The sequence below is a fragment of the Pseudomonas sp. S30_BP2TU TE3576 genome, from assembly GCF_050436025.1.
In the GTDB taxonomy this organism is placed as follows: Bacteria; Pseudomonadota; Gammaproteobacteria; order Pseudomonadales; family Pseudomonadaceae; genus Aquipseudomonas.
In genome coordinates this window covers 249,764-273,165 of the sequence record NZ_JBNDLK010000001.1, presented here as the reverse complement: position 1 = coordinate 273,165, position 23,402 = coordinate 249,764, and the positions used below count along the sequence as shown (strand labels likewise).

Genomic DNA, 23,402 nt, shown 5'->3' with positions numbered 1-23,402 from the left:
AAAGCTCCAGAATGATCAGTTGGAATAAGGCGAGGTGTACGGGCTGACCGGCAGGCTCATGGGGCCGCTGATCTCCTCGTACTGGTAGCGCAAAGACAGGGCACCGCTGAGTTGTTGGTAGTCGCGGGCGTTGTCCAGGCCCAGATTGGCGCCCAACAGGAAGTTCGACGCGAACTTGTATTCAGCCGCCGCGGCGACGCTGTAGCCGATCCCGGTTTTGTTTTGCCCGGCGTAGCGCAGGCCCGAGGCCATCTGCAGGGCTTTGTCGGTCGGGAAATAGTCGGCGCTGTCCTGTTCAAAATGCTGTACGCCGACCGAGCCCTTGACTTGGTACGTCAAGCGTCCGGAGCGTTGCGCCCAGGTCACTGGCACGCCGAGGGCGAAGAATGTCTGCGGGCTGAAATAGCCACCGTGGCCATAGGTGAAAAAGTCCTGGTTGTTGGCGTAGCTGATGCCGGTCATGCTCAGGCCGACGGTCAGCTTGCTGTCCGTTGCATTTTGCAGGTACCAGTACACACCGCTGCCCAGCTCACTGCGGCTGTTGGACTCGACATGGTTGCCCAATAGCTGGTGCCAGGAGGCGTAGCCATAGGCGCCGACTTCGTTGTCGTCAAAGCTCAACTGGCCACGTCCGCCGTTGGCGGTCACCCCCCCCCAGGACTGCCCGCTGCGCTTGTCCGTGGTGCCGGCAAACGAGGTGACGCTGTCCGTCACCGGGCGCCGGGAAACGCTCACGCCGTAGCGGACATTGGAGGTGTCGCTCACGGGGCGATCAATGCTGATGCCGCCCGTCGCGGTGGAGTACTTGAAGCCGAGCGGGGTGGTGCCAAGATCGGCTTTGAGCCCGTCAGCAGGCCGTTGAATGGCAACGGAAAGGCCAACACCCTCGGCTTTTTGCGAACCGGCATTGCCGCTCTGCGCACCGTTACCGAAACGCGACAGCGCTTCGCTGCTGACGCTGCCGGCGTTCAGCGAGACGGGCGTCACGCGCAGCGCGATGCGGCTTTCATCCAACGGAATATTGATTTCCAGCGGTGTTTCGATATCGGTCAGTTTGCTCAACCCCGACTCACTGTTGTTGCTGCGAATGCTCACGCCCTGGGTGACGTAGGCACTGCGCTCTTGAAGGATTTTATTCAGCGCCAGTTGCGCGGGGCTGATGTCCTCGCTCACCAGCGCTGCGCGCGGCTGTTGCGACTCGAATGGATTGCTCGCTTGCTGCGGTTTTGGCGAAGCGCCGATGACAAAAGACGTGTGGGACGTCATGCGATCTGGCATCTCTTGTACCGGTGGCGGAATGGCTGCCAGCAAGGTGTCGCGACTGACTTCGTTACGTGAGCCCGACACCCCGGCAAAAGGGTTGGGCGCCACTGTCGAACCTGCCAGTTGGGCGCCCTGGCTTCTGCGTTTCTCGCTCTGTTCAATGGCCACGGCTTTGCGCAGCAGATCGGCCGCCGTGCCGGTCTTGCCCATGTTCTGGTAGAGGCGGGCAGCCTCTGTCAGCGTTTGAGGATTGCCGGATTCGGTCTTGAGCAGCTGTTGCAATGCCTGTTCGGCGAAGGCCGCGTCATGTGCCAACACCGCCGCGTCGGCGGCACCCAACAGCAGTTGCGGGTCGTTTGGCTGACGTTGTAACAGCGGTTTGTAGAGTTCGAGGGCTTTTGCCGTGTCGCGGTTGGCCGAGTACATCCGCGCCAGGGCCGCGACGGCAGCACTGTCACCGGGACGTTGCGCCAGTGCGGGCGCAAGCGTGTCGTAGGCGTTGGCCAGATCGCCTCGCTCACGCAACTGATCAGCCTGGCGGATGCGATAGAGATAGAGCAGGTCGTCGAAACGCTTGCGAGCCGGCGCGTTCAAGGGCCTGTTCTGAAGGTCGCGCAGAATCTCGTTGACCTGTGCGTCTTCTCCGGATTTAAGCAACACAGCGGCGTATTGCAGGATGAAGTCCGCCGAGGGCGCAGCGGTGTTTTGCAACTGGCCGCGCATGAGGGCCAGCGCACGGGTCGGTTCGCCGATGTCGACATAGGCCGAGGCCAGGCTCGCCGTGCGGTCTGGACTGTTGTTGGTCATCGGTTGAATGCGCTCGAGCAAGGTCAGGGCTTCCTGGCGCTGTCCGCGCTTGCCCAATTCGATTACCTGGCTGAGTTGCAGGTTGAAGCTGACGTCGGCGGCCAGCGCTTCCATGTCCGGGGTGCGCTGGTCGGGGCGCAAGCGTCCTAACGTTGTCTGGGCTGCTTTCCACTCACCCATCTGCACCGATAACAAAGCGCTGACGTAAAGCGCATCGGCATTGTCGGGGTGGGCCTGGAGCATGGCGTTGATCAGGTCCCGCGCCTTTTGCGGTTCGCCCATCGCCAGGTTCAGGCGGGCCAGGGCGAAACGCGTCCAGATGTTGTCCGGTTCGTAGCGCAGTGCGTCTTGCAAGGCGCTGCGCGCGGCGGGCAGGTCGTTGCGTTGTTCGGCGAGGGCGGCCAGTTGCGTCGCACGCAAGGCTTGCAGGCGTGCGGACTGGCCGATCTTGGTCTGTCCGGTGGCTGGCAGGCTGTTGATCAGTTGCAGGGCTTCATCGTTCTTGCCGCTCTTGAGCAGCACATTGACCAGCCCTTCCAGTGCTTGAGGGTCGTCGCGGCGCAGGTTCAACGTTTGGCGATAGTTACGCTGAGCGTCACCGAACTGCCCCGCGCCAGCCTGAATATCCGCCAGGGCGAGGCGGGCGTCCGCCCCGTTTGGATTGAGCTGCAGCGCCTGGTTTACCAAGACCTGTGCCTGGCCTGCCTGGCCTTTGGCCTGGGCGTCGCGGGCCTGTTGCAATGCCGACCAGTAGCGCACTTCGTTCAGCGCGGCTTGCCAATGGCTGCCGTCGCGTTGTCGCGTGGCCTGACCCAGGAGCTTTTCCGCTTCGGCCAATCGGTGTTGTTGCTGGCGGATAACACCAAGGCCACCCAGCGCGTCAGCATCATCGGGCCGGGTGTTCAAACGCGCTTGAAACGACTGTTCGGCGGTGACCTGATCACCTTCTTTGAGCGCCTTCAGGCCGCGCGCGACGTCGGCGGGTGGTTGCCATTCCTTGCCGGCCGTCGTTGCTGCCCGTTGCTTGCCCTTGTTCATCTGCGCCCGGATTTCGCCATCATCCGGATGCGTCTTGAGGTACGTCTCGAACAACGGCACTTGTGCGGGATTGGGTGGGCCGATCCAGGTCAGCGCCAGGCGCCAGCTTTCATCGGCATCACCGGCAATGTCGGTACGCTGGGTCAGCGCGGCCAAAGCGCGGATGCCCTCGGCACGGCTGTCTTCACGGCGGATCAGGTGCTTGGCGTAAAACAGCGCGACGATCGAATCGTTGGGCATTTCACGTTGCAGCCGCTGAAAGCCGCTGCGTGCTTCAGCCCAGTCAGCCTGATTGAAGGCGAGGTTGTTGTAATACTCGCGGCCAATCGTACCTTGAGGTGAACGGCCATCGAACAGCGAACGAAACACCGTGGTCGCCTTGTCGCGCTCACCGGCATCGACCAGGCGCCGAGCCTCCTCCAGACGCTGCTGGTTCTGCGGCTGGGCCAGGGCGATGTCCTGTGCCAATTGCAGTGCCTGCCGAGGCGCAGGCTGGATGGCCTGCAAGCGGGCGAGATTTTGCTGCGCCTGTTGTGAGTTGCCCTGTTGCACGCCAATCAAGCCCAGGCCATACAGTGCGTCAACCTGGACCGGGTCCAGCAGCAGGACTTTTTGCCAGACCTCCGCAGCGCGTTGAGGGTTCTTGCGCGACTGCCAGTACTGGCCTTGTTCGACGAGCAATGTCTGTGGCGTCGGACTTTGAGCGTGGGCAGCAGCCGTCCATGCGCTCATGACGGCGATGGCTAGCGTGCGGTGGTGCGCGTGCATGCGGTCTCCCAGGAGAGTTTCAGCGTTCCGTCTTCCCGGAATCGATAATGGTTATCTGCCCAGCCGAGCGCGAAAAGGCTGAGCATGAAGTTGTAGTAACGCGGCGGACCTGCGTCGGCATCAGGCCTGGCCAGCGCCTCGCGCAAGGCGATTTCCACGCGGTGCCGTTGCTGATCGGCCAAACGCGGGTGCCCCTTGGCCTGGAGGTACGGAATCAGCGCAGCCCGGAATCCGAAAGGGCTCTGCCCCTGAACACTGCCGTGCAGAACCTGAACCGTTTCCGGGGGGGAGCCTGTCGCGACAGTGCTGCGGGCCATGCCGTCCAGCCGTTTGAGCAGGAGCGCTGCCAGCGGTTCGGAGATATCACTCATGCCCAGCCAGAGGTACACGCGAATGGCATCGTAGCTGCCCGTGTCACCGTTGATCGGGTCGCTGACGAAGACTCCCGATTGCGCTGAAGTGCCTTGATAACCGACCCAGTCAGCGACAAAACCGTGGTGGCTTGATTGGGCAATCATCGTCGCGGTGTTGTTGGCAATCGCTTGCCAGGGCCCGGCGGGGGCTTCCTTGGCCAGCCGCCGTAAGAGTGGCAGCGGCAGGTAGCTGGGGTTCAGGCGCCAGAGAGCGTCCGGCTGGACGAAACCTTGTGGTCCGGGCAATACCATCGGGCCCAGTCCGGGCAGCTTGACGACCAATTGCGCTTCGATCGTCGCCATCAGGTGCAGGGCGTCCTGGTGATAGTCCGGCCGATGCCACAGGCGTGCGGCTTCGAGCAGGGCGTAGGCGATCCACAGGTCGGCGTCGGCGGCCGAATTGGCGTCTTGCAGACGCCACTGACCGTCTTTGCCTTGCCCCCATAACCAGCCCGGCAGGCGTGTGGCGGTGGCGGAGCCTGCGAGGTTGGCTGATGTCCAGCGCCAGAGTTTGTCAAAGCGCGGCTGATCGTTGCCGATCAGTGCGAAGAGCATGCCGTAGGACTGCCCTTCAGAAGTGCTGTGATTGTTCTCGAGGCTCGATTCCAGAACCCGGCCGTCGGCCTGGACGAAGCGCGTTGCATAGGTTTGCCACAGCGGCCAGACCGGCGGCTCGCAGGATTGTGCGGCCGCTATCGCCGGCGCCAGCAGGGCGAGCGCAAGCACAGCGCTCAACCTGCGCACATTACCGCGCAGGCACTGGCGAAGTGAAACACCCCGGCTGCTCATGGACGTCACAGGCATGCGCGGTTCATTGGCCAAGTCGACGTTTAGCCCGTAAGCGCAGGGTCAGATAGGCCATTGAAGCAAGCAGCAGGACCCCGAGGAGAGTGAACAGCATGAACGCTATTACGTTTTGCGAGAGGTACCACTGCAGATAGCGCAATGGGCCCAGGCTCCCGACGTAGTAATCCTGCTCGGCGACCAGCGATTCGACATGCTTGCCCCTGACCACCACCAGACTGCCCTGCAACTCGTGGGCGTTTTCTTCGTTGCGCAGCAGGGCGTTGGTCACATCGGCCAAGCCGTTGGGCCTTGCGCTGGCGATAAACACCACGCTGCGCCCGCTCTTGAGTGGCGATTCGAATCCCGTCAGATAAGCGCTGCCGTCGTCAGCGGTAAACCTGAAGCTGCTGCGCGCTTCGCGCAGATTGACTTTCGTATCCGGGCTGACCCAGTTGCGCAGACGCAAGGGCAGGTCAGACAGTTCAAAGTACTGCGCGGCATCCTCGTCCTTGGCCGGCAGGTGGCTTTGCCATTGCTCCAGCAACGGCTGATTGTTGCCCGAAGCAAGCACCAGCAAATCCCGGTCGCGTTGCTCGGCCACCTGGTCGGCGTGGACCACCTTCACGCCGGTGGCCGGATAACCGGTGGAGTCGCCGAAGCGGCCCAGCAGGGTCAGATAGGCGCTCAGTTCGGCCGGGCCTGACTCGTTGGGCAGGATCACCGATGTTTCAGAAAGGTCGGCCATGCGGGTGAACGGAAAGCCACTGTCCTTGAACACCCCGAGGTTGGGCATGGCCATGAAATGTTCGTATTGGCTGAGGTCCAGGGTCGAGTCCGGATCGATCACACCGCGCATGTTGTCGATGATGATGTCGCGGCATTCGCCCTGTTTGATGTAGTCATACATGAAACGAAATTGCAGGCGCGATTGCAGCGCAACTGAATTGAGCGGCAACAGCATGCGCGACGTGCGGGCCAGACTGTCGTCGGTTTTGAGCATCGACAGCAGGCTGTCGCTGTTGCCGAGCTTCTCGATCGAAGGCAGGTCGATCGACTTGATAAAGGTATCGTTGAAACTGATCAGCAACGAGGAATTGGTGGAGACCGGTTGCGGCGTATAACGGTATTTAAGGTCGAGTTGCGCGCCGGGTTCACGCCAGTTGAACAGGTCGGGTGGCAAGCGCAGCGCAACCGTCATTTGTCCCGGGTTATAACCCGACACATTGAGTTCAGCGGACTTGGCCAGTTCACCCAGACGAACCGGGCGATCGGAGGGCAGCCAGTTAGGCGCGTCGTACGGTCGGCGTGGCTTGAGCGAGTCGATCCGGTCAATCACCACGCTCTGCCCGGAAAAGGCCGAGCCACCGAGGGCCAACGCGGTCGCGGCGACCTTGAGATCGGCGCCATCGCGCCCGGAGACGATCAACAGTTTGCCCTGAGCATCATTCGGGTTGCTCATGAGGGTCAATGTCGGCCCCGTGGCCTCTTTGATCGGTAAGCCACTCAGGGTCGTCGATTCGCTGCCGCTGACAAACACCACGGCATTGCCTTTGGCCGGCAGGCTGGTGAGGCTGGCGGGGAAGGTTGCGCCGCGGTAGCTGGCCAAGGCGCCAAACCAGGACGACAGAATACCGGCTGCCTCAAGCTCAGGGCCGCCCGGGCGCCCGGCGAACACGAAGGGCAGCTTCAGGGGCGAGGCGTCTCGACGATCGAACAAGGGACGCGGCAGCGCGGACAGGTCGTTGGGCTGTTGAATCGAGGACACCTGGAGGCTCAGCTGGCTCTCGTTGCCGATCCTGGCCCAAAGGCTTGAGTGCAACGGATCTTCACATTGCATCGTGTAGTGACCGATGAACTGCAGGCTGAGCCGGTTGAACTCGGTAATGGTCTGCGGTGGAATCTGCACGGTCCGGGTCTGCAGTTTTCCGGCCTCTTCCTTCGGGAGGGGCAGGCTGGCGGCCACTTGATCGTTGATCAGCACGTTGATTTGCGAAAGATCGGCCAGCAGCGCCGGTGAGTAGCTGTACTGCAGTGTGACCTGCGCAGCCGTGACGACTTCATCGGCGCGCACATCGAAATTCACACTGTCGGTCGCCTCCACGCCTTTAAGGGTCATCGAATAGCTTTTACCCAGCTCCTTGAGGCTGCGGGTATAGCTGTTGCCCGGGGCATCGGTCCCGGGCAAGGACGCGGCCGGCATCACCGCCGGCTCCGTGGCGCTGATTTGGGCGGCAGCACTCAACGCCCAGCCGCTCCAGCCCGCTAGCGAGCAGGCGATCAGCATGAGTGAGTGACGAGGAAGAAAGGTCCGGCGAGTGGAAAGATTCAAGATCGTTGCGTGTCCGCGGTGGAGTCTATAGGTGATGGAGCGTCCGGGCGTTTGCGCATCAGGGCCTGGCTGTCCTTTAGCGTCGCAACGAACAAGCGCAGGATGGCGCGAAAGCCAATGCCGCTGACCTCGCGCAACGCTGACATGGGCGCATCGAGGCGGCCATTACCCCAGGTGTTGGCCCAGGTGTCGGCCCGTGAAAAGGTCAGTCGCACCAGTTCACTTTGCTGGCGCAAGGTCAAACCCTCGAATTGCACACCCGCTACGTTGTCGTTGCTGAAGATCGTTTTTGCGGGAAAGAGGCTTGAGGGAGGTGTGCGCAGAATGCACAGCCGCAGCGTCTCATTGATGCTGAGCTGAACCGGCGGTGGCAGTGCCAGACCCACGCCGTTTTGTGAGAAGTCCCGGGTGATGCAATCAAACGAGGTGCCGTCTTCGCGATAGACCCGCACAGGCAGATCCGCCGGCACCCTGGGTTCGTTGCGTACCTGAGAGGACTCAGTGGCCACCGCCACGGCGGTGCTGACAATGATGATGTTGTACACAGTCCAGGCCAGGTTGATCAGCAGGGTAGTGGCCTGGGCCGAATCACTTCCGATCAGTTTCACCACGCCAATCACCAGGCCGATCATGTTCAAGGTCAGCAGGACGATGTAAGGCCGCGCGAGCTTCCAGTTGAAATAGTTATCCTCGATGGTGCCGCCCTTGTCGGTCACGTTGAACTTACCCAGCGAAGGGTTGATCAGGGCCAACAGTACCGGTCGCATGATGTACCAGGCCAACACCGACTCATACACTTCGTTCCAGAAGGAATGGCGGAAGCGCCCCTGGATAGCGGAGTTGGTCAGGCTGGAATGGAGAATATGCGGCAGCACATAGACCGTGACCATCAGCGCCGACGCATGGAAAATCTGCGCGTCGAAAAGCAGGTAGGCCAAGGGTGCGGTCAAGAACACCAGGCGAGGCAGGCTGTAGAAAAAGTGCATCATGGCGTTGAGGTAGCAGATGCGCTGCCCCAGGTTCAGTCCTTTGCCAAACAACGGATTGTCGGTCCGAAAAATCTGCGCCATGCCCCGTGCCCAGCGTATGCGCTGGCTGATGTGCCGGGAAAGGCTTTCGGTGGCCAGTCCCGCCGCTTGTGGAATGGCGAGGTAAGCAGTATTGAAACCACGGCGGTTGAGCTTGAGTGCCGTGTGCGCATCTTCCGTCACGGTTTCGGTGGCGATGCCTCCGACTTCCAGCAAGTGAGTCCGCCGGATGACCGCGCAAGACCCACAGAAGAATGCCGCGTTCCACAGGTCGTTGCCATCCTGCACCAGACCGTAGAACAGCTCACCTTCATTGGGCACCGAGCGAAAGGTCTCGAGGTTTTTTTCGAACGGATCGGGTGAATAGAAGAAGTGCGGCGTTTGCAGCAACGCCAGGTTCGGGTCCTTGAAAAACCAGCCCATCGTGATCTGCAGGAAGGAGCGGGTAGGCACGTGGTCGGCGTCGAATATGGCAATGAACTCGCCATCGGTGACTTTGAGCGCCTCGTTGAGGTTGCCGGCCTTGGCATGTTGATTGTTGTCGCGAGTGATGTAGTTGACACCAATCTGCTGACAGAAAACCTTGAATTCCTCCCGGCGTCCGTCATCGAGCACGTGCACCCGCAGTTTGCCCTCGGGCCAGTCGATGGCCTGAGCGGCGAGCACCACCAGTTTGACGATACCCAATGCTTCGTTATAGGTGGGAATGAAGACATCTACGGTCGGCCATTCAGCGGGTGGCTGTTGCAGAAACTGCGGTTTGCGGTGCAGCGGCCAGGCGGTCTGTACATAGCCGAAGACCAGGACGAGCAAGGCATACAGTTCGGCCAGCACCAGCCCGTAGCCAAATACGGCATCTTGCCAGTTGTCGAAGCCCAGGGTGTCGGACAGGCGCCAGTACATATAACGCAACGAAGCGATCAGCGAGAGGGTGATCAGGGTCAGGATCGCCAGTCGCCCGGCTTGCTTGCGAATGATCAGGCTGGCGGCAAAACAGACAGCGGCAAACACGGCCTGGGAATACAGATTCTGCGGCGCAGTGAGGATACCCAGCACCAATAATGCTGCGATCAGCCCGCCTGAGATCTTCAGGCCCTGGCGCCAAATCAGGGGCCATCGACTGACGCGAGCCTGGAAAGTATCCAGTAGCCCCTGCAACCACCAAGTCTTTGCAGGCAGCTGATTCAGCTGGACGGTCATGGCGTGTCCTGCTGGCTGGAATTCTCCGCGAAAAGCAGGGCATGGACCGCGCCTGACAGCGAAAGAATGTCCTGACAGCCAATGCTCTCAGGTGCGTATTGCAGTAAGTCCCGACCATGGGCCAGCGACTCGTTGAACTGGTGATCGAGGCGAATCGTCCCAATCAGGTTGGCGCCGAGCCGCCGCAGAAACAGCACGCCCATGTCCCTGCTGAACGAACGCGAGTCATCCCGTTGGTTGAGTACATACCGTTGCCGCTGCGCGCGTCGTCGGCTGGTTTCCAGCCACTGGGTCATGCTGTCCAGAGCCAGGTAGGAGGCCGCGTCGGCCACCGTCATCACCAGCACCAGATCGGCGGCGTCGAGTGCCTGTTGCGAATAGACGGTCTCACCCGAAGGAGTGTCCAGGATCACGGTATCGTTTTCGCTGAGGTTCATTGACGCAAGGTGCTGATTCAACCAGTCAGAATCCTCAAGCATCATCTGCTTGAGCAATCGGCGATCGTTCACCTCGCCAGTGCCGAAGGGCAGGCATTCGCTATCGCTAAAGCCTGGCAGGCGATGAGCGCCCCAGTCTGCGTCCTGATCCTTGAGCTGAATCAGCCCGGGAGCCTGGCTGGTGATGCCCAAGTGGCTGGACAGCGCGTTCTGAGGGTCCAGATCAATCGCGATGGTTCGCCCGCCGGGGCGCCGAAGTGTTTTCGCGAGACCCGCAACGATGGTGCTTCTACCCACGCCACCATTCGCCGAAACGATAGCAATGACCTTCGCCCTGGTCCGCTTGCGAGTCGTTTCTGACAGAGCGTCTCGACGAACCTGGCTGAGTTCACGCAACAGGTCGCTCAATCGCTGACGGTCACCCGTAGCAGAACCCGCAGGTGGCTCGGTCGGGGAAGGGGATTTGGGCGAAGGTCGCGAGAGGACAACATTCTTCACCGGCTCGACCGGCACGCCAATCAATAAGGAAGGCTGTGGCTCGTTCAGCGGAAACACAGGGGGTGTTGGGGAAGACAATGCCGCCGACGACTCTGGCTCAGCCGCAGCTGGTGTAACCGGGTCGTCTTTGAAATCTTTATAATTCGGTTGTATTTCCTGGTAACTCTCCGCGTTGGCGCCAAAACGTGTAAAGAGTTTCGTAATATCGTCTACATATTTCATGCGTTGTACCAGGAATGAAATAACTCAGAAACTCAGCATTCCATTAACTTGACAAAGTTGATGTGTCGTCTTGGTGTTGGCAGAGTGCCAGCACTTTAGGGGGGCTGCGTCTGGGTGTCAACGATTGTTATAAAAAGTCATTGATACTTGTTTGTACTCGCCGGAGCGTTATTAAGGCACTGTGTTATCCGTGGAAAGTGTGAATGTTAGAATGCGCCCATTAGTTACTCTACTTGCAGATTCCACGCGCACTTGGAGCCTCATTCCACAAACACCGGGACAGAGATTCTTCACGGATAACCCCCGCGCTCAGGCAATAGCTCCTTTTACACAGCTCTGGCCTATAGAAAAATAGTATGGAAAGTCGGATCCTGCATTTTTCGTCTTTGTTCGCCGTGCTATGTGCTGTTTTGGAAATGAAGGCAATCGGGAGCAAGGCAACTCGGGAGAAAAAACGCTCTTATGGTTTTCCTTTTCTATATTGAAAAAGTTTATCCAGACGCTGGGCAAGAGTTCATTGAGTATTTTCGACGCACAGTTGGTTGCGCCGACGGAGTGGGTTAGGGCTAATCCAAAAAAAAGAGAGCCCAGCAGCCTCAATGATTGCCCGATTTGATGGATGAGTTGAGCGTCACGAGCGCGACCAAGACGCTTGAAGTTCTTGAACCGGTGATTGAAATGCGGATGCGCGTTGTCGATCAGGCGGAGTGAGCGGTGCCATTAAAGCTTATCGCCTGAGCCACTTCACGAGCCGTGAAGAACTGTTGCGAGAGGTCAGAGCGAAGAGAGTTGGACTGACACAATGTTCGTCATTTTAGGCAATGAATACGCCGATTGATGCAGCAACCAAAAGGGGAGGCTCGACACAATAGGTACTCGTCAGAAAGGAGCAATCCGCGGGTTCATGAATATAGGATTGCGCTGTCGTAGCAGTTGGCCAAAACTCAATTCGACGAACATGGATCAACGTCCTGACGGTGACGTTTCATCCAGCGCAATGACGTCCAGCATCACGCCCGTGCGCCTCACCACCCGGACCTGTTGGCCCAGGTGCAGGGGCGAGCAGCTCTGAACTTGCCATTTTTCGCCCTGCAGTTGCACCCAGCCGCTCATAGGCAGACCCGGCAGCAGCCCCGTCACCGTGGCCAGGCTGCCGACCAAGCCCGCATCGCCGCTGACCAAGGCACGGCGTCTGGCCTTGAGCGCCATGCCGACCAGAGTCATAAGCAACAGGGCGCTGATTAGTGCCATGCCAATGATCAGCGTCAACGGAATGCCAAAGCCCGGTACATCGGTGTCCATCAAAATCACTGCGCCAACTACAAAAGCAACCACCCCACCGAAGCCGATTACACCGAAACTCGGTAGAAACGCCTCGGCGATCATGAAGGCGATCCCCAGCAGAATCAGTCCGACCCCGGCGTAATTCACGGGCAACAGTTGCAGGGCATACAGCCCCAGCAACAGGCAGATGCCACCTAGCACCCCACCAACACCCGACCCAGGGTTCATGAACTCGAATATCAAGCCATAGACCCCGAGCATAATCAGCAGCAACGCCACGCTGGGGTTGGTGATCACCGCCAGGAGTTGTGTGCGCCAATCAGGCGCATGGTCGATGAGCGCAACCCCGGCGGTGCTCAGCCTCAACGTTTGACCGGCGACATTCAGGCTCTTGCCGTCCAATTGCTTGAGCAGGTCTGCCACGTCATTGGCCACATAATCGACCACCTTGAGTTTGAGCGCTTCGTGGGCCGACAGGCTGAGCGATTCACGTACTGCTTGTTCGGCCCAGTCGGCATTGCGTCCGCGCAATTGCGCAAGACCACGGATGTAAGCCGCCGCATCGTTGATCTGTTTTCGAGTCAAGGTGTCCTGCAACTCACGCGCAGAACTCTTGTCGGTGGTGGGTGGGCTCGGCGGTTCGGGCGCGGTCCCGGGCAGGCCGCCGATCTGCACCGGCGTAGCGGCGCCCAGGTTGGTACCCGGGGTCATGGCGGCAATGTGGCTGGCATACAAAATATAGGTTCCGGCGCTGGCCGCGCGTGCGCCACTAGGGGCAACGAAACTGACCACTGGCAAGGGACTGGCCAGAATCGCCTTAATAATTAAACGCATTGAGGTGTCCAGCCCGCCGGGGGTGTCGAGGCTGATGATCACCAACTGCGCACCCTCGGTCACCGCACGCGCCAGGCCGCGCTCCACGTAGTCGGCACTGGCCGGACCAATAGCATCGTTGACGGTGAGTACCACGACACTGCCTGCAGCCGTCGTCGAACCCGTCGGTAACCCGATCAGTATTACTAGCAGGAGCAGGCGGCACCACCAGTGACTGTTCACGGAATCTCCCGGTTGCGGGTATGACAGCCTGCAACACTCACTTAAAGCGTAGTTGAGTCAGTCATGGGCGATGGGGTGGAAGGCAAGCCTTCACCCAGAGTACGGTTCTGAACGGCTCCCAATAGTTGTCCCTGTCCTTTGACTTTATGATATATAAATCCATTAAATTGTGGCTAAAACTAGAAATTAAGCGATAAGACACAGGTTTAGGGAATTAAGTCGCTTGATAGGGCTAAACCTTAATTCTATAATTTTGGGAACTAACTGGCACAGAATGGGCTAGGTATACGCTATGTTGGATTTAAGCTTCAGCAAGCCGAGCGAGGTCGTCAAGCGCCTCTGCGATCGTTTGCGCACAGAGCGCTTGGCGCTGGATATGACACAAGCCGACTTGGCCGGGCGTGCCGGCATCGGCACAAATACAGTGTCCAACCTTGAAGCCGGGCGCAATGTCGGATTCGAGAACGTCGTTCGGGTGGCGATGGCTCTTGGCCGAACCAAGGAACTGGAAGGCCTGTTCCTGCCAAAGCTGGACAGCATTGAGGATATTCGGCGCTACGAAAACAGCGCCAATCGTCTCCGTACAAAGAGGAAGTCCGGCAATGCTTGAGCAGGTGAATGTCTTCTACGAGGGATGGGGTGAGCGATGGCAATGGGGCACACTGGTCTCCACGACTGCCCTGACCGGTCGCCCGCTGATCGTGTTCGAGTACAGCAATGAAGCCAGGCAAAGGGGCTTGGAACTGTCCTCCTACACGCTGCCATTGGAGGGGGCTCACTTGCGCCGAGATTTTCCAGACCACCAACTGTACTTGCCAGGGCCTGTTTACGACTCCTTGCCGGATGGGTGGGGCATGTTGCTTATGGACCGTATGTTCAGGCGCCGCGGGCTCACCACGGCGCGCATCGGCTCACTGGAACGGCTGGCCTACATCGGTAGCAATGCAATGGGGGCCATGACGTTTGAGCCCGTGGCACCCGAAGGACAGGAGTCTGAAGTCCACATCCCGCTGGAGCAGCTTGCCGCCCAAGTGCAGGAAGTGCTCCATGGAGACGGTGGCGAGTTCCTGCAGACGTTGCTGCTGGTGGGCGGCTCGCCTCAAGGTGCAAGGCCTAAGGCCCTCGTCTATCGCGATCCCGAAACTGGCCGGTTTACCACTGCCGTGACGGCGGGCTTTGAAGCATGGTTGATTAAGTTCCCGGCCAAAGAAGAACATGCCGAGGTGTGCGCTGTCGAAATGGTCTACGCCGAATGCCTGCGCATGTGCGGTATCGAGACCCCTGACACGCAGTACTTCAGTCTGCCTAATGGGTTGGCGGCGTTTGCCAGTAAGCGATTTGACCGTCGGGATGGTCTGCGCGTCCCCATGCAAAGCCTCGCGGCGTTCACGGGGGCAAATTACCAGTCTCCAGGGGTGTTGGACTACGTCAACTTCTTGCGGGCAACACAGATGTGTACCAACGACGTGCGAGAGATGGCGGTGGCCTTCGAACGTGCCGTCTTCAATGTTGCGTTCAACAACAGAGACGATCATCCCAAGAACTTTGCCTACATCATGTCGCAAGACGGTCAGTGGAGACTGTCGCCGGCTTACGACGTGACCTTCTGCGAGGGGCCAAGTGGATATCACCAGATGGATGTGATGGGGGAAGCCCTGTCGATTTCCCGCACGCAAATGCTTCGGCTTGCCGAGGAAGCCGAGGTGCCCCCGGACGTTGCAGGCAGAATGATTGACGGCATTTGTGATGTGGCTAGCCAGTTTGCAAGCATCGCCGAGAACCTATACCCACAGGTTATTACTCGAGACACCTTGCGCACGATCCAAGGCCGCATCGATCAGAACGTAGCTCGGTTACACCGCGGTCATGCGGGCAGCGGTCGCCGTTGAAGATCGGGAGGAGCGGGCGCTCGCGCCGGATCAGATAAATAGCCTGCCCGACGCCCCCTAGAGACTCTCAGGGTCACCGAAGAACATCTGAATCCGCGACCGCAACCAGCGCTCACCCGGATCATTATCCTGCGACCCTCGCCACGCCATGTGCAGTTCGAAGCTGCGCACCGGCAACGGCGGGTCTTCAGCCCGTACGCCGCCCGCAGCAGTCAGTGCATCGGCGGTGTAGTCCGGCACGGTTGCGACGATGTCAGTGCCGGCCAGCAAGGTACTCAAGCCATTGAACTGCGGCACCGCGAGTACCACATGACGTTTGCGCCCGAGTTTTTCCAGTTCTTCATCTATGAAGCCGCTGAGGTCACCGGCGAACGACACCAGTGCATGGGGGCGTGCGCAGTAGTCATCCAGGCTCAACGGCCCCGGCACGGTGTCGGCGCGCAACAGCTTCGGCTTGCTGCGGCGCAGTACCTTGCGCTTGGCATTGGCCGGCAGGTCGGTGGTGTAACTGACGCCGATGGATATTTCGCCGGATGCCAGCAACCCGGGCATCAGGATGTAGTTGACCCTGCGCACCACCAGCACAATCCCCGGCGATTCGGCGCGCAGACGCTTGAGCAGCATCGGCAGCAAGGCGAACTCGACGTCGTCCGACAGCCCGATACGAAACACTGCGGTACTGGTGGCCGGGTCGAAATCGGCCGCGCGGCTGACCGCAGTTGAAATCGAATCCAGTGCCGGAGAGAGCAGGGCGAAAATCTCGATCGCCCGGGCGGACGGCTCCATGCTGCGGCCGGTACGCACAAACAAAGGATCATCGAACAACCCGCGCAGGCGCGAGAGCGCCGCACTGATGGCTGGCTGGCCGAGGAACAGTTTTTCCGCAGCACGGGTCACGCTGCGTTCGTGCATCAATGTTTCGAAAACGATCAACAGGTTCAGGTCGACACGACGCAGGTCATTACGATTCATCTGGAGTCCTGGCAGAATCAGCAAACTTGACGTGGGCGGCCATATGAGAACAATGGCCAGCAGGAATATTACGGGGAAAGGCTGGTACTCTGCACCGAGTAATTCAGTTTTCCTACAAAAGCGGCTTCAGTTTCTTACGACATTTGACGATGTTGCCGCCGCTGCGGAATCAATGACAGGCATGTCGACTATTAATAGCCACTGATAGTGTTGGGTTGAAAGCCCAGCTAGAGTTCATGGCATTAGAGGTTTATTTGGCGAGGTTTGCGATGTCCCGCACGATCCGTTTTCACAAGTTTGGTCCAGCCGAGGTGCTCAAATGCGAAGAGCATGCGGCGGCTCTGCCTGCACCGGGCGAAGTGCAGGTGCGCGTCGAAGCGATTGGCATCAGTTGGTATGACATTCTTTGGCGCCAGAACCTGGCCTCATCCCATGCTCGCCTGCCTTCAGGCCTTGGCCATGAAATGGCCGGTATCGTCACTGCCGTCGGCGATGGCGTGGAAGACCTGGCCGTCGGTGACAAGGTTGCCAGTTTTCCGGCCGAAAGCCCGAACGATTACCCGGTCTACGGCGAGCAGATCGTCTTGCCGCGCTCGGCACTGACCCGTTACCCGGACGTACTCACCCCGATTGAAGCCAGCGTGCACTACACGCCGTTGCTGGTCGCCTATTTCGCTTATACCGACCTGGCACGGGTCAAGCCCGGGCAATTCGCCCTGGTGACTGACGCCAGTCATTGCGCCGGACCTTCGTTCGTACAACTGGGCAAGGCCTTGGGTGTTCGAGTGATCGCCGCGACCAAGTCCGCGGAGGAACGTGAATACCTGCTGTCGCTGGGTGCCGAGAAGGTGATCGTCACCGAGGAAGAAGATCTGCTCATGCGGATCAACAAAATCACCGACAACCGCGGTGTGGACGTGGTGTTCGATGGCTTGGGCGGTCCGCAGATGTCGCTGCTCGGCGACGTGCTGGCGCCTCGTGGCAGCCTGGTGCTTTACGGCCTGCAAGGTGGCAACCAGACACCATTCCCGGCCTGCGCAGCGTTCCAGAAGAACATTCAGTTCTTCGTGCACTGCATCGGCAACTTCACCGGCAAGCCGGAGCTGGGTATCGTCCAGGACCAGGCGGCGTTGCAACGGGCCTTGCGCGATATCAACCAGTTGACCGCTGATCGCGTATTGCTGCCACTTAAGACTCGGGTCTTCCCGTTTGCCGAGTTTGTCGAAGCGCACCGTTACATGGGTGAATGCCCGTGTCGGGAAAGGGTCGCGCTGCAGGTCGAACCGGCGTAAGGCTTACCGAAAAGCTCCCCCAAGAGTCCGTGCCCGCACGGACTCTTCGTTTACGCCCTCGAAACCCGGCGACTCTCAGGCCAGTCCAGCAACTGAACTGGTTTTTGCTCGTAATCTGTAGCTTCTAATCAGCCACTAAGCCCTGATAATTGAATGATTACTTTCATCTCAAGGAATGAGTCATGGCTGGGTGTCAGGCTGGAACTTTTCAATGTGCGCCGTCGGTGCACCTCTCAAAATTAGTTCGTTGTTGTGTAGTTGCCAAAAACTCAGCGACAACTTTCTTCTTTATTTCTTGTATTAAGAGTCTGTGGGACTTTGTCGGACGTTTCCTAAGACGCCGATTGCAATCGAGCAAACCCTTGCCAGCCGGGCATCACAGCCTGGATTTCGTCATTCGAACGAGGGGCCGCTGCGATCGTTTCAAATGATTGCCAGAAAATTCAAGTGCTAGCATTTGGCAATAAAGTCCATGACTCCATTCGTGCAGATAGTCCAACGGGATTTGCTGTCTGCGCGATATTGAACTTACGAGTATCAGGTAAATAAAGATGACCAGCATCCATGACCAAGCGATGAACTATGTCTATCAACAAGTGCTGCAGCGATTGCTGGGTTTTTTCTCGCGTGCCGAACGCACCGCATTGCAATTGTTGATTCAGCGTCTGGCGGTAGCGGCGGGGGGGATGGAGCACATTGGCGATTACAAGGTGTTGGCGATTCAGTCCGGTGCCCGTGACAACTGCTACACCCTGGCATTGTTGCGTGCTGCGCAGTTGACCATCGCCACTCGGGCGCCGGCGACATTCCAGTTGCGCATAGCCTCGTTGCGGCTGAACGGGGCAAGCTGCGCGGCCGTAGAAAACATGCACCGGACCAACAGCGCCTTGTTTGTCTATGACGATCCCCGGGTCGAGGTGTTGATGGTCGATGATCGGCAAGTCTTGCCGTTCAACCACCTGACGCCGATCTCCGACGCCGGCCGCGAGTCCAGCCGCCTGAACCTGCTGCTGATCGGCCATCGCCGGGAGTGGCGCGGCGGGTTTGACCTGTGGGATGACGGTTATCTGGCCACGGGGGAGTTCTACGGACAAATTGCCCGTTGGGACGGAGGTGTCGACGCATTGCTGATCAGCGACACGCCGCGTCAGCAGAAGCAGTTCATCGACGGTTTGAAGCGTGCCGCGACCAAGGCCGGGCTCAAACCTTCGCCTGCGGGCGAAGCCGGTTTTGCAGGGCTGTTTGCGTTGCTCGATGAACTGGGCAGCGATTGTTATCAGGCGTTCTACACGGATTACGGCAAGGCCCAATGGCGTCCGCAAGAACGCTTTGAGGCCTGTCGCCGCGCGACCTGCATCGACATTCACGACCTGCTGGTCAGCAACCTGGAGGAGCGCTGGCCATTGCTGACTGAGTTTCTCGGGTTCCAGCCTGACGAACTGTCCGCGCAGATCAGTGACAACGAATTTGTCAGCCCATCGGTCTCGGCGCACGTCAGGGGGTTGCAAGCGTGCTTCGTGCAGGGCCGCAGCTACGAGGCCGGCGTTGCGCAATACCTGCAACGCGCCTTGGTGATGATGCGCCGCAAATGTTTGCCTGAGCGCTTGTGCGAGCAGGCCATCGAGGTATTTGGCAACCCGGCGACACTGGCCGAACAGCGCGTCCGCGCGGCGGCCGAAGCGCAAAAGAACCTGGGCCTGAGCGAGGCACAACTGGTGTGCCTGCTTTTTTCGCCATTTATCGAACAGGGCGCGGGGCTTGAGCGTTTTCTGCGTCAGTGCCATCCGGGCATGCTGGTGGCCATGCCCGAACTGCACCGTGCCATGCAGGGGCATCCGGTCGCCGAACAGATCATGCAATGGATGATGGATGTCAGCGGATTGCCTGCGAGTCTGGTTGGCCAGCTCTATCGCATGGAGCGGGTGCCCGGAAGCGATAGCGGGGCGCCTGAAGCAGTGATCCAAAAGGCTGCGTTGCAAAACGGTGTGGGCGACCCTGACACTGGCATCACGTGGGTGGATGAATGGTCGGCGGGTCACTGAACGTGGGTGGATTTGCAGGCAGTGCAGTCGGTCTTCACCCATGAAAGGTCCACGAGAAACGGATTTCGCGTATCAGGCGGTTTACCGATACCTGGCCAGCCTGATCAACGAGTCTGCAGGTGATTCGCGCATCCGCCTGCCGTCGTTGCGGCATCTGGCGGAGCGACTCAATGTGTCGATCTCGACCATCCAGTACGCCTATTCGCTGCTGGAGAAGGAAGGGCGCGTCTATTCGGTGGCCAAGTCCGGTTATTACGCATTGCCCGTGTCCTCAATCAGCCTGCAGGACAGCGGCAGTGATTTGCTGGAAGCGGTCTACGTCAATGCCAGGCGTCCGGGGATGCTGGTCTTGAGCGCCGATGAACCGGCCTTGTTACAACCGCTCGACAGTCCTTTGTTGCTGCTGGAGCGGGAGTTGCTGCGCCAGTATCCCCGCCAGCCGCAGGCGCCTTCGCAACCTTGCGGCGAACTCGAACTGCGCGCCGCCCTGGCAGCACGCTATACCACCTCTCCGCTGCGTTACTGGCATGCCGATGATGTCTACATCGGCGCCGACCTTCGCGGTGTACTGGAAATCCTGATTGCCGTGCTGGGCTTGAAAGACGCCACCGTGGTGGTTGAATCACCGTGCGACTGGACGATCCTGCGTTTGTTACAAACCGCCTGCGTGCGGGTGATTGAACTACCGGTGCAAGCCGATGGCTGCCTGGATCCGGAACGGCTCAAAGTGCTGCTGGATACCGAACCGGTGCGGCTGGTGATGCTTTCATCAGCCCTGAACATGCCCCGTGGCAGTCTGGCGCCCGATGAAAACCGGCAAGCCATTGCCCGGCTTTTGGCTACGCACGAGAGTTGGGTGCTGGAAAACGACTGTTATGGCGAACTCGTATTCGATTTGGGCAGCGTGCGGTTTCGGGACTTGCTGGACCCGGAACGGCTGATGGTGTTTTCCACGTTCGAGAAAGCCATCGGTGCGGAAGCGCCCTATGGTTATCTGCTTTCAAGGCACTTGAGCGCTGAGCTGCAACGGCACTTTCTGCTGCGCTCATTCCGTCTCTCGCCGATTCGCCAGAAAGCCATCGCCCGGTTGTACAGCAGCGGTCGCATCGATCAGCACCTGCTGGTGCTGCGTCGGTTACTCAAGGAACGCAAGAGTCAAATGATCCTGTTGTTGCAGGAGCGATTGGGCGATGCCTTGCATTTCGTCGAGCCTGAAGGCGGCGCAACGGTCTGGGTGCGCTCCTTGCGTCGGGTCAATGTACGTCGTGTATTCCAGCGCCTGCTGGCGCATCAAGTGGTTATCGCACCAGGAGAACTGTTCAGCCTCCACGGCCTGCACGGGCAGCATTTGCGCCTGAGTCATACGTTCGGCGGCGATCACAACCTGGCCGCCGCACTGGGCTTGTTGGGGGATGCGCTGCGCCTGGAATCAATCGAGTGACTCAGGCAAAAAATAACATCCTGCAATCTGTTGGATCGATCCCGTCGCCTTGCGGTCAAACTGCCAGTAAACTGCGACCCAATTCCTGAACCACTCTATTCCAGAGGTTTTGCATGACACTCAGTCCTTTTGCGGGCAAACCGGCACCGGCAGAATTGTTGGTCGACATCCCGCGACTGGTAACGGCCTATTACACCGGCCAGCCTGATGCCGCCATTTCGACCCAGCGCGTTGCCTTTGGCACGTCCGGGCACCGGGGCAGCTCGTTCGACTTGAGTTTCAACGAATGGCATGTGCTGGCGATCAGCCAGGCCATCTGCCTGTATCGCGAAGCTCAAGGCATTGACGGCCCGCTGTTTGTCGGTATCGACACTCACGCGCTGTCTACCCCGGCCGGTGCCAGTGCCCTCGAAGTACTGGCGGCCAATGGCGTGACCGTGATGATCGCCGAAGGTGACGAGTACACGCCGACACCGGCCATTTCCCATGCGATTCTCTGCTACAACCGCGGGCGTACCACGGGCCTGGCGGATGGCATCGTCATCACGCCGTCCCACAACCCGCCGCAAAGTGGTGGCTACAAGTACAACCCAACTAACGGTGGTCCGGCCGATACCCACATCACCAAGTGGATCGAGGCCAAGGCCAACGAACTGCTGGCCAACAAGCTCGCTGGCGTCAAGCGTATCAGCTATGAGCAGGCACTGAAGGCCAGCACCACCCATCGCCACGACTTCCTCAACACCTATGTCGCCGACCTGATCAACGTGATCGACTTCGATGCCATCCGCGAGGCCAAGTTGCGTCTGGGTGTTGACCCACTGGGTGGAGCAGGGGTGCGCTACTGGTCGGCGATTGCCGAGCATTACCGCCTGGACCTGGATGTGGTGAACAAAGAGGTCGACTCGACCTTCCGCTTCATGACCGTCGACTGGGACGGCCAGATCCGCATGGACCCATCGTCCAGCCACGCCATGCAAGGCCTGATCGGCCTGAAACAGCGTTTCGACGTGGCGTTTGCCTGCGACCCCGATCACGATCGCCATGGCATCGTCACACCGTCCGGCGGCTTGCTGGCGCCGAACAACTACCTTGCCGTTGCCATCGACTACCTGTTCCAGAATCGTCCGCAATGGCGCGCCGATGCCGCCGTGGGTAAAACCGTGGTCAGCAGCGGCTTGATCGATCGCGTGGCCAAGCGCCTGGGTCGTCGTCTGTACGAAGTGCCGGTTGGCTTCAAGTGGTTTGCCGATGGTCTGTTCGATGGTTCGCTGGGTTTCGGCGGTGAAGAAAGCGCTGGTGCGTCGTTCCTGCGCAAGGACGGCGGTGTCTGGTGCACCGACAAGGACGGTTTGATTCCGGCCCTGCTGGCCGCTGAGATGACTGCCCGTACCGGTCGCGACCCGAGCCAGGCGTATCGTGCCTTGACCGATGAACTGGGTGAGCCGTTCTCGGTACGGGTCGACGCCAAGGCCAACCCGGAACAGAAAGCACTGTTGAGCAAGCTGTCGCCGCAACAGGTCACTTCGACCCAACTGGCCGGCGAGCCGATCCAGAGCATCCTCAGCCATGCACCGGGCAACGACCAGGCCATTGGCGGTCTCAAAGTCATGACTGGAAATGGCTGGTTCGCGGCGCGTCCGTCGGGCACGGAAGACATCTACAAGATCTACGCCGAAAGCTTCGTCAGCGACGACCACCTCAAGCAACTGGTGGCCGAGGCGCAAACGCTGGTCGATGGCGCTATTTCCGCGAAGTAAACACACAACCCTGTGGGAGCGGGCTTGCTCGCGAAGGCGATGTTTCAGTCAACATTGATGTTGACGCTGATACCGCTTTCGCGAGCAAGCCCGCTCCCACAATGGGTTCGGTGCAGCAATAAAAAAGGGGCGACCAATACGGTCGCCCCTTTTTTGCAATGGCGCTCAGTGGATCACGCCAGGTCCACCAACACGATCTCGCTGTCCTCGATGGCAGTCACGCGTAGAGCCTGCTCATCGGCAACCGCGACGCCGTCTCGGGCTTGTGCACGCAAACCATTGACTTCAATGGCCCCGGTGGCCGGAACCAGATACGCACGACGGCCGTTGTCCAAATGGTATTCGGCAGACTCGCCGGCCTTCAGATTGGCCGCTACCAGCCTGGCATCGGCGCGAATACGCAGGCTCTGGTCGTCGCCTTCCTTGCCGCTGGCCAGGGTGACAAAACCTTCGCGCTCGCCTTTCGGGAACGGCCTGGCGCCCCAGGACGGGGCCAGACCGGATTCATTCGGGATGATCCATATCTGGAAAATTTTGGTCGGTGCCGCTTCCAGGTTGTACTCGCTGTGGGCGATCCCGGTACCGGCGCTCATGACCTGGACGTCACCCGCTTCGGTCCGGCCCTTGTTGCCAAGGTTGTCCTGGTGGGTAATGGCGCCTTCGCGGACATAGGTAATAATTTCCATGTCCCGGTGCGGGTGTTGCGGAAAACCGCTGCCGGGAGCGATCACGTCGTCATTCCAGACCCGCAGGTTGCCCCAGTTCATACGCTGGGGATCGTAGTATTCGGCGAACGAAAAATGGTGATGAGCATCCAGCCAGCCGTGGTGAGCGCCACCGAGCGAGTTGAAAGGTCTGAGTTCAAGCATGATCGTCT

At 59.5% G+C, this 23,402-nt stretch carries 14 protein-coding genes; 6 read left to right on the top strand and 8 right to left on the bottom strand.

Annotated elements, in window-relative coordinates:
• Positions 1 to 15: 15 nt before the first annotated feature.
• The 6 genes from ABIA48_RS01100 to ABIA48_RS01075 all read right to left on the bottom strand — a co-directional run bounded on the left by ABIA48_RS01100 (position 16) and on the right by ABIA48_RS01075 (position 13,129).
• Positions 16 to 3,876, bottom strand: coding sequence for a cellulose synthase subunit BcsC-related outer membrane protein (locus tag ABIA48_RS01100; RefSeq protein ID WP_429486598.1), 3,861 nt, complete (start codon positions 3,874 to 3,876; stop codon positions 16 to 18).
• Complete coding sequence (gene bcsZ, locus ABIA48_RS01095; protein ID WP_429486596.1) at positions 3,852 to 5,093, bottom strand: cellulose synthase complex periplasmic endoglucanase BcsZ; 1,242 nt, start codon at positions 5,091 to 5,093, stop codon at positions 3,852 to 3,854. The genes ABIA48_RS01100 and bcsZ overlap by 25 nt, the downstream gene beginning before the upstream one ends.
• A gap of 7 nt (positions 5,094 to 5,100) precedes the next feature.
• Positions 5,101 to 7,359, bottom strand: a complete 2,259-nt coding sequence (gene bcsB / locus ABIA48_RS01090) for a cellulose biosynthesis cyclic di-GMP-binding regulatory protein BcsB (protein WP_429486594.1) — start codon at positions 7,357 to 7,359, stop codon at positions 5,101 to 5,103.
• Between the two features lie 41 nt (positions 7,360 to 7,400).
• The gene (gene bcsA, locus ABIA48_RS01085) at positions 7,401 to 9,632 is read right to left on the bottom strand and encodes a UDP-forming cellulose synthase catalytic subunit (RefSeq protein ID WP_429486592.1); all 2,232 of its coding nucleotides are present in this window, start codon (positions 9,630 to 9,632) and stop codon (positions 7,401 to 7,403) included.
• Positions 9,629 to 10,789, bottom strand: coding sequence for a cellulose biosynthesis protein BcsQ (gene bcsQ / locus ABIA48_RS01080; RefSeq protein ID WP_429486591.1), 1,161 nt, complete (start codon positions 10,787 to 10,789; stop codon positions 9,629 to 9,631). The genes bcsA and bcsQ overlap by 4 nt, the downstream gene beginning before the upstream one ends.
• A 963-nt stretch (positions 10,790 to 11,752) precedes the next feature.
• Positions 11,753 to 13,129 carry an NfeD family protein gene (locus ABIA48_RS01075; protein ID WP_429486589.1) on the bottom strand — a complete coding sequence of 459 codons (1,377 nt, stop codon included), beginning with the start codon at positions 13,127 to 13,129 and terminating at the stop codon, positions 11,753 to 11,755.
• A gap of 292 nt (positions 13,130 to 13,421) precedes the next feature.
• Here ABIA48_RS01075 and ABIA48_RS01070 point away from each other — a divergent pair, with 292 nt between their 5' ends.
• Positions 13,422 to 13,739, top strand: a complete 318-nt coding sequence (locus ABIA48_RS01070) for a helix-turn-helix domain-containing protein (RefSeq protein WP_008053646.1) — start codon at positions 13,422 to 13,424, stop codon at positions 13,737 to 13,739.
• On the top strand, positions 13,732 to 15,018 hold the full coding sequence (locus ABIA48_RS01065) for a type II toxin-antitoxin system HipA family toxin (RefSeq protein WP_429486588.1): 1,287 nt from the start codon (positions 13,732 to 13,734) through the stop codon (positions 15,016 to 15,018). The genes ABIA48_RS01070 and ABIA48_RS01065 overlap by 8 nt, the downstream gene beginning before the upstream one ends.
• A 57-nt stretch (positions 15,019 to 15,075) precedes the next feature.
• Here ABIA48_RS01065 and ABIA48_RS01060 read toward each other — a convergent pair whose 3' ends face one another.
• Positions 15,076 to 15,990: a LysR family transcriptional regulator gene (locus tag ABIA48_RS01060; protein ID WP_429486586.1), complete on the bottom strand. Its 915-nt coding sequence runs from the start codon at positions 15,988 to 15,990 to the stop codon at positions 15,076 to 15,078.
• A gap of 269 nt (positions 15,991 to 16,259) precedes the next feature.
• Here ABIA48_RS01060 and ABIA48_RS01055 point away from each other — a divergent pair, with 269 nt between their 5' ends.
• The 4 genes from ABIA48_RS01055 to pgm all read left to right on the top strand — a co-directional run bounded on the left by ABIA48_RS01055 (position 16,260) and on the right by pgm (position 22,525).
• Entirely contained in the window at positions 16,260 to 17,282 is a 1,023-nt protein-coding gene (locus tag ABIA48_RS01055; RefSeq protein WP_429486584.1) for a zinc-dependent alcohol dehydrogenase family protein, read from the top strand.
• A gap of 551 nt (positions 17,283 to 17,833) precedes the next feature.
• Complete coding sequence (locus tag ABIA48_RS01050) at positions 17,834 to 19,324, top strand: hypothetical protein (protein WP_429486582.1); 1,491 nt, start codon at positions 17,834 to 17,836, stop codon at positions 19,322 to 19,324.
• Positions 19,325 to 19,364: 40 nt separating this feature from the next.
• Entirely contained in the window at positions 19,365 to 20,765 is a 1,401-nt protein-coding gene (locus ABIA48_RS01045) for a PLP-dependent aminotransferase family protein (protein ID WP_429486580.1), read from the top strand.
• 113 nt (positions 20,766 to 20,878) lie between these two features.
• Positions 20,879 to 22,525, top strand: a complete 1,647-nt coding sequence (gene pgm / locus ABIA48_RS01040; protein ID WP_429486578.1) for a phosphoglucomutase (alpha-D-glucose-1,6-bisphosphate-dependent) — start codon at positions 20,879 to 20,881, stop codon at positions 22,523 to 22,525.
• 173 nt (positions 22,526 to 22,698) lie between these two features.
• Here pgm and ABIA48_RS01035 read toward each other — a convergent pair whose 3' ends face one another.
• The gene (locus ABIA48_RS01035; protein WP_429486577.1) at positions 22,699 to 23,394 is read right to left on the bottom strand and encodes a pirin family protein; all 696 of its coding nucleotides are present in this window, start codon (positions 23,392 to 23,394) and stop codon (positions 22,699 to 22,701) included.
• Positions 23,395 to 23,402: the final 8 nt, after the last annotated feature.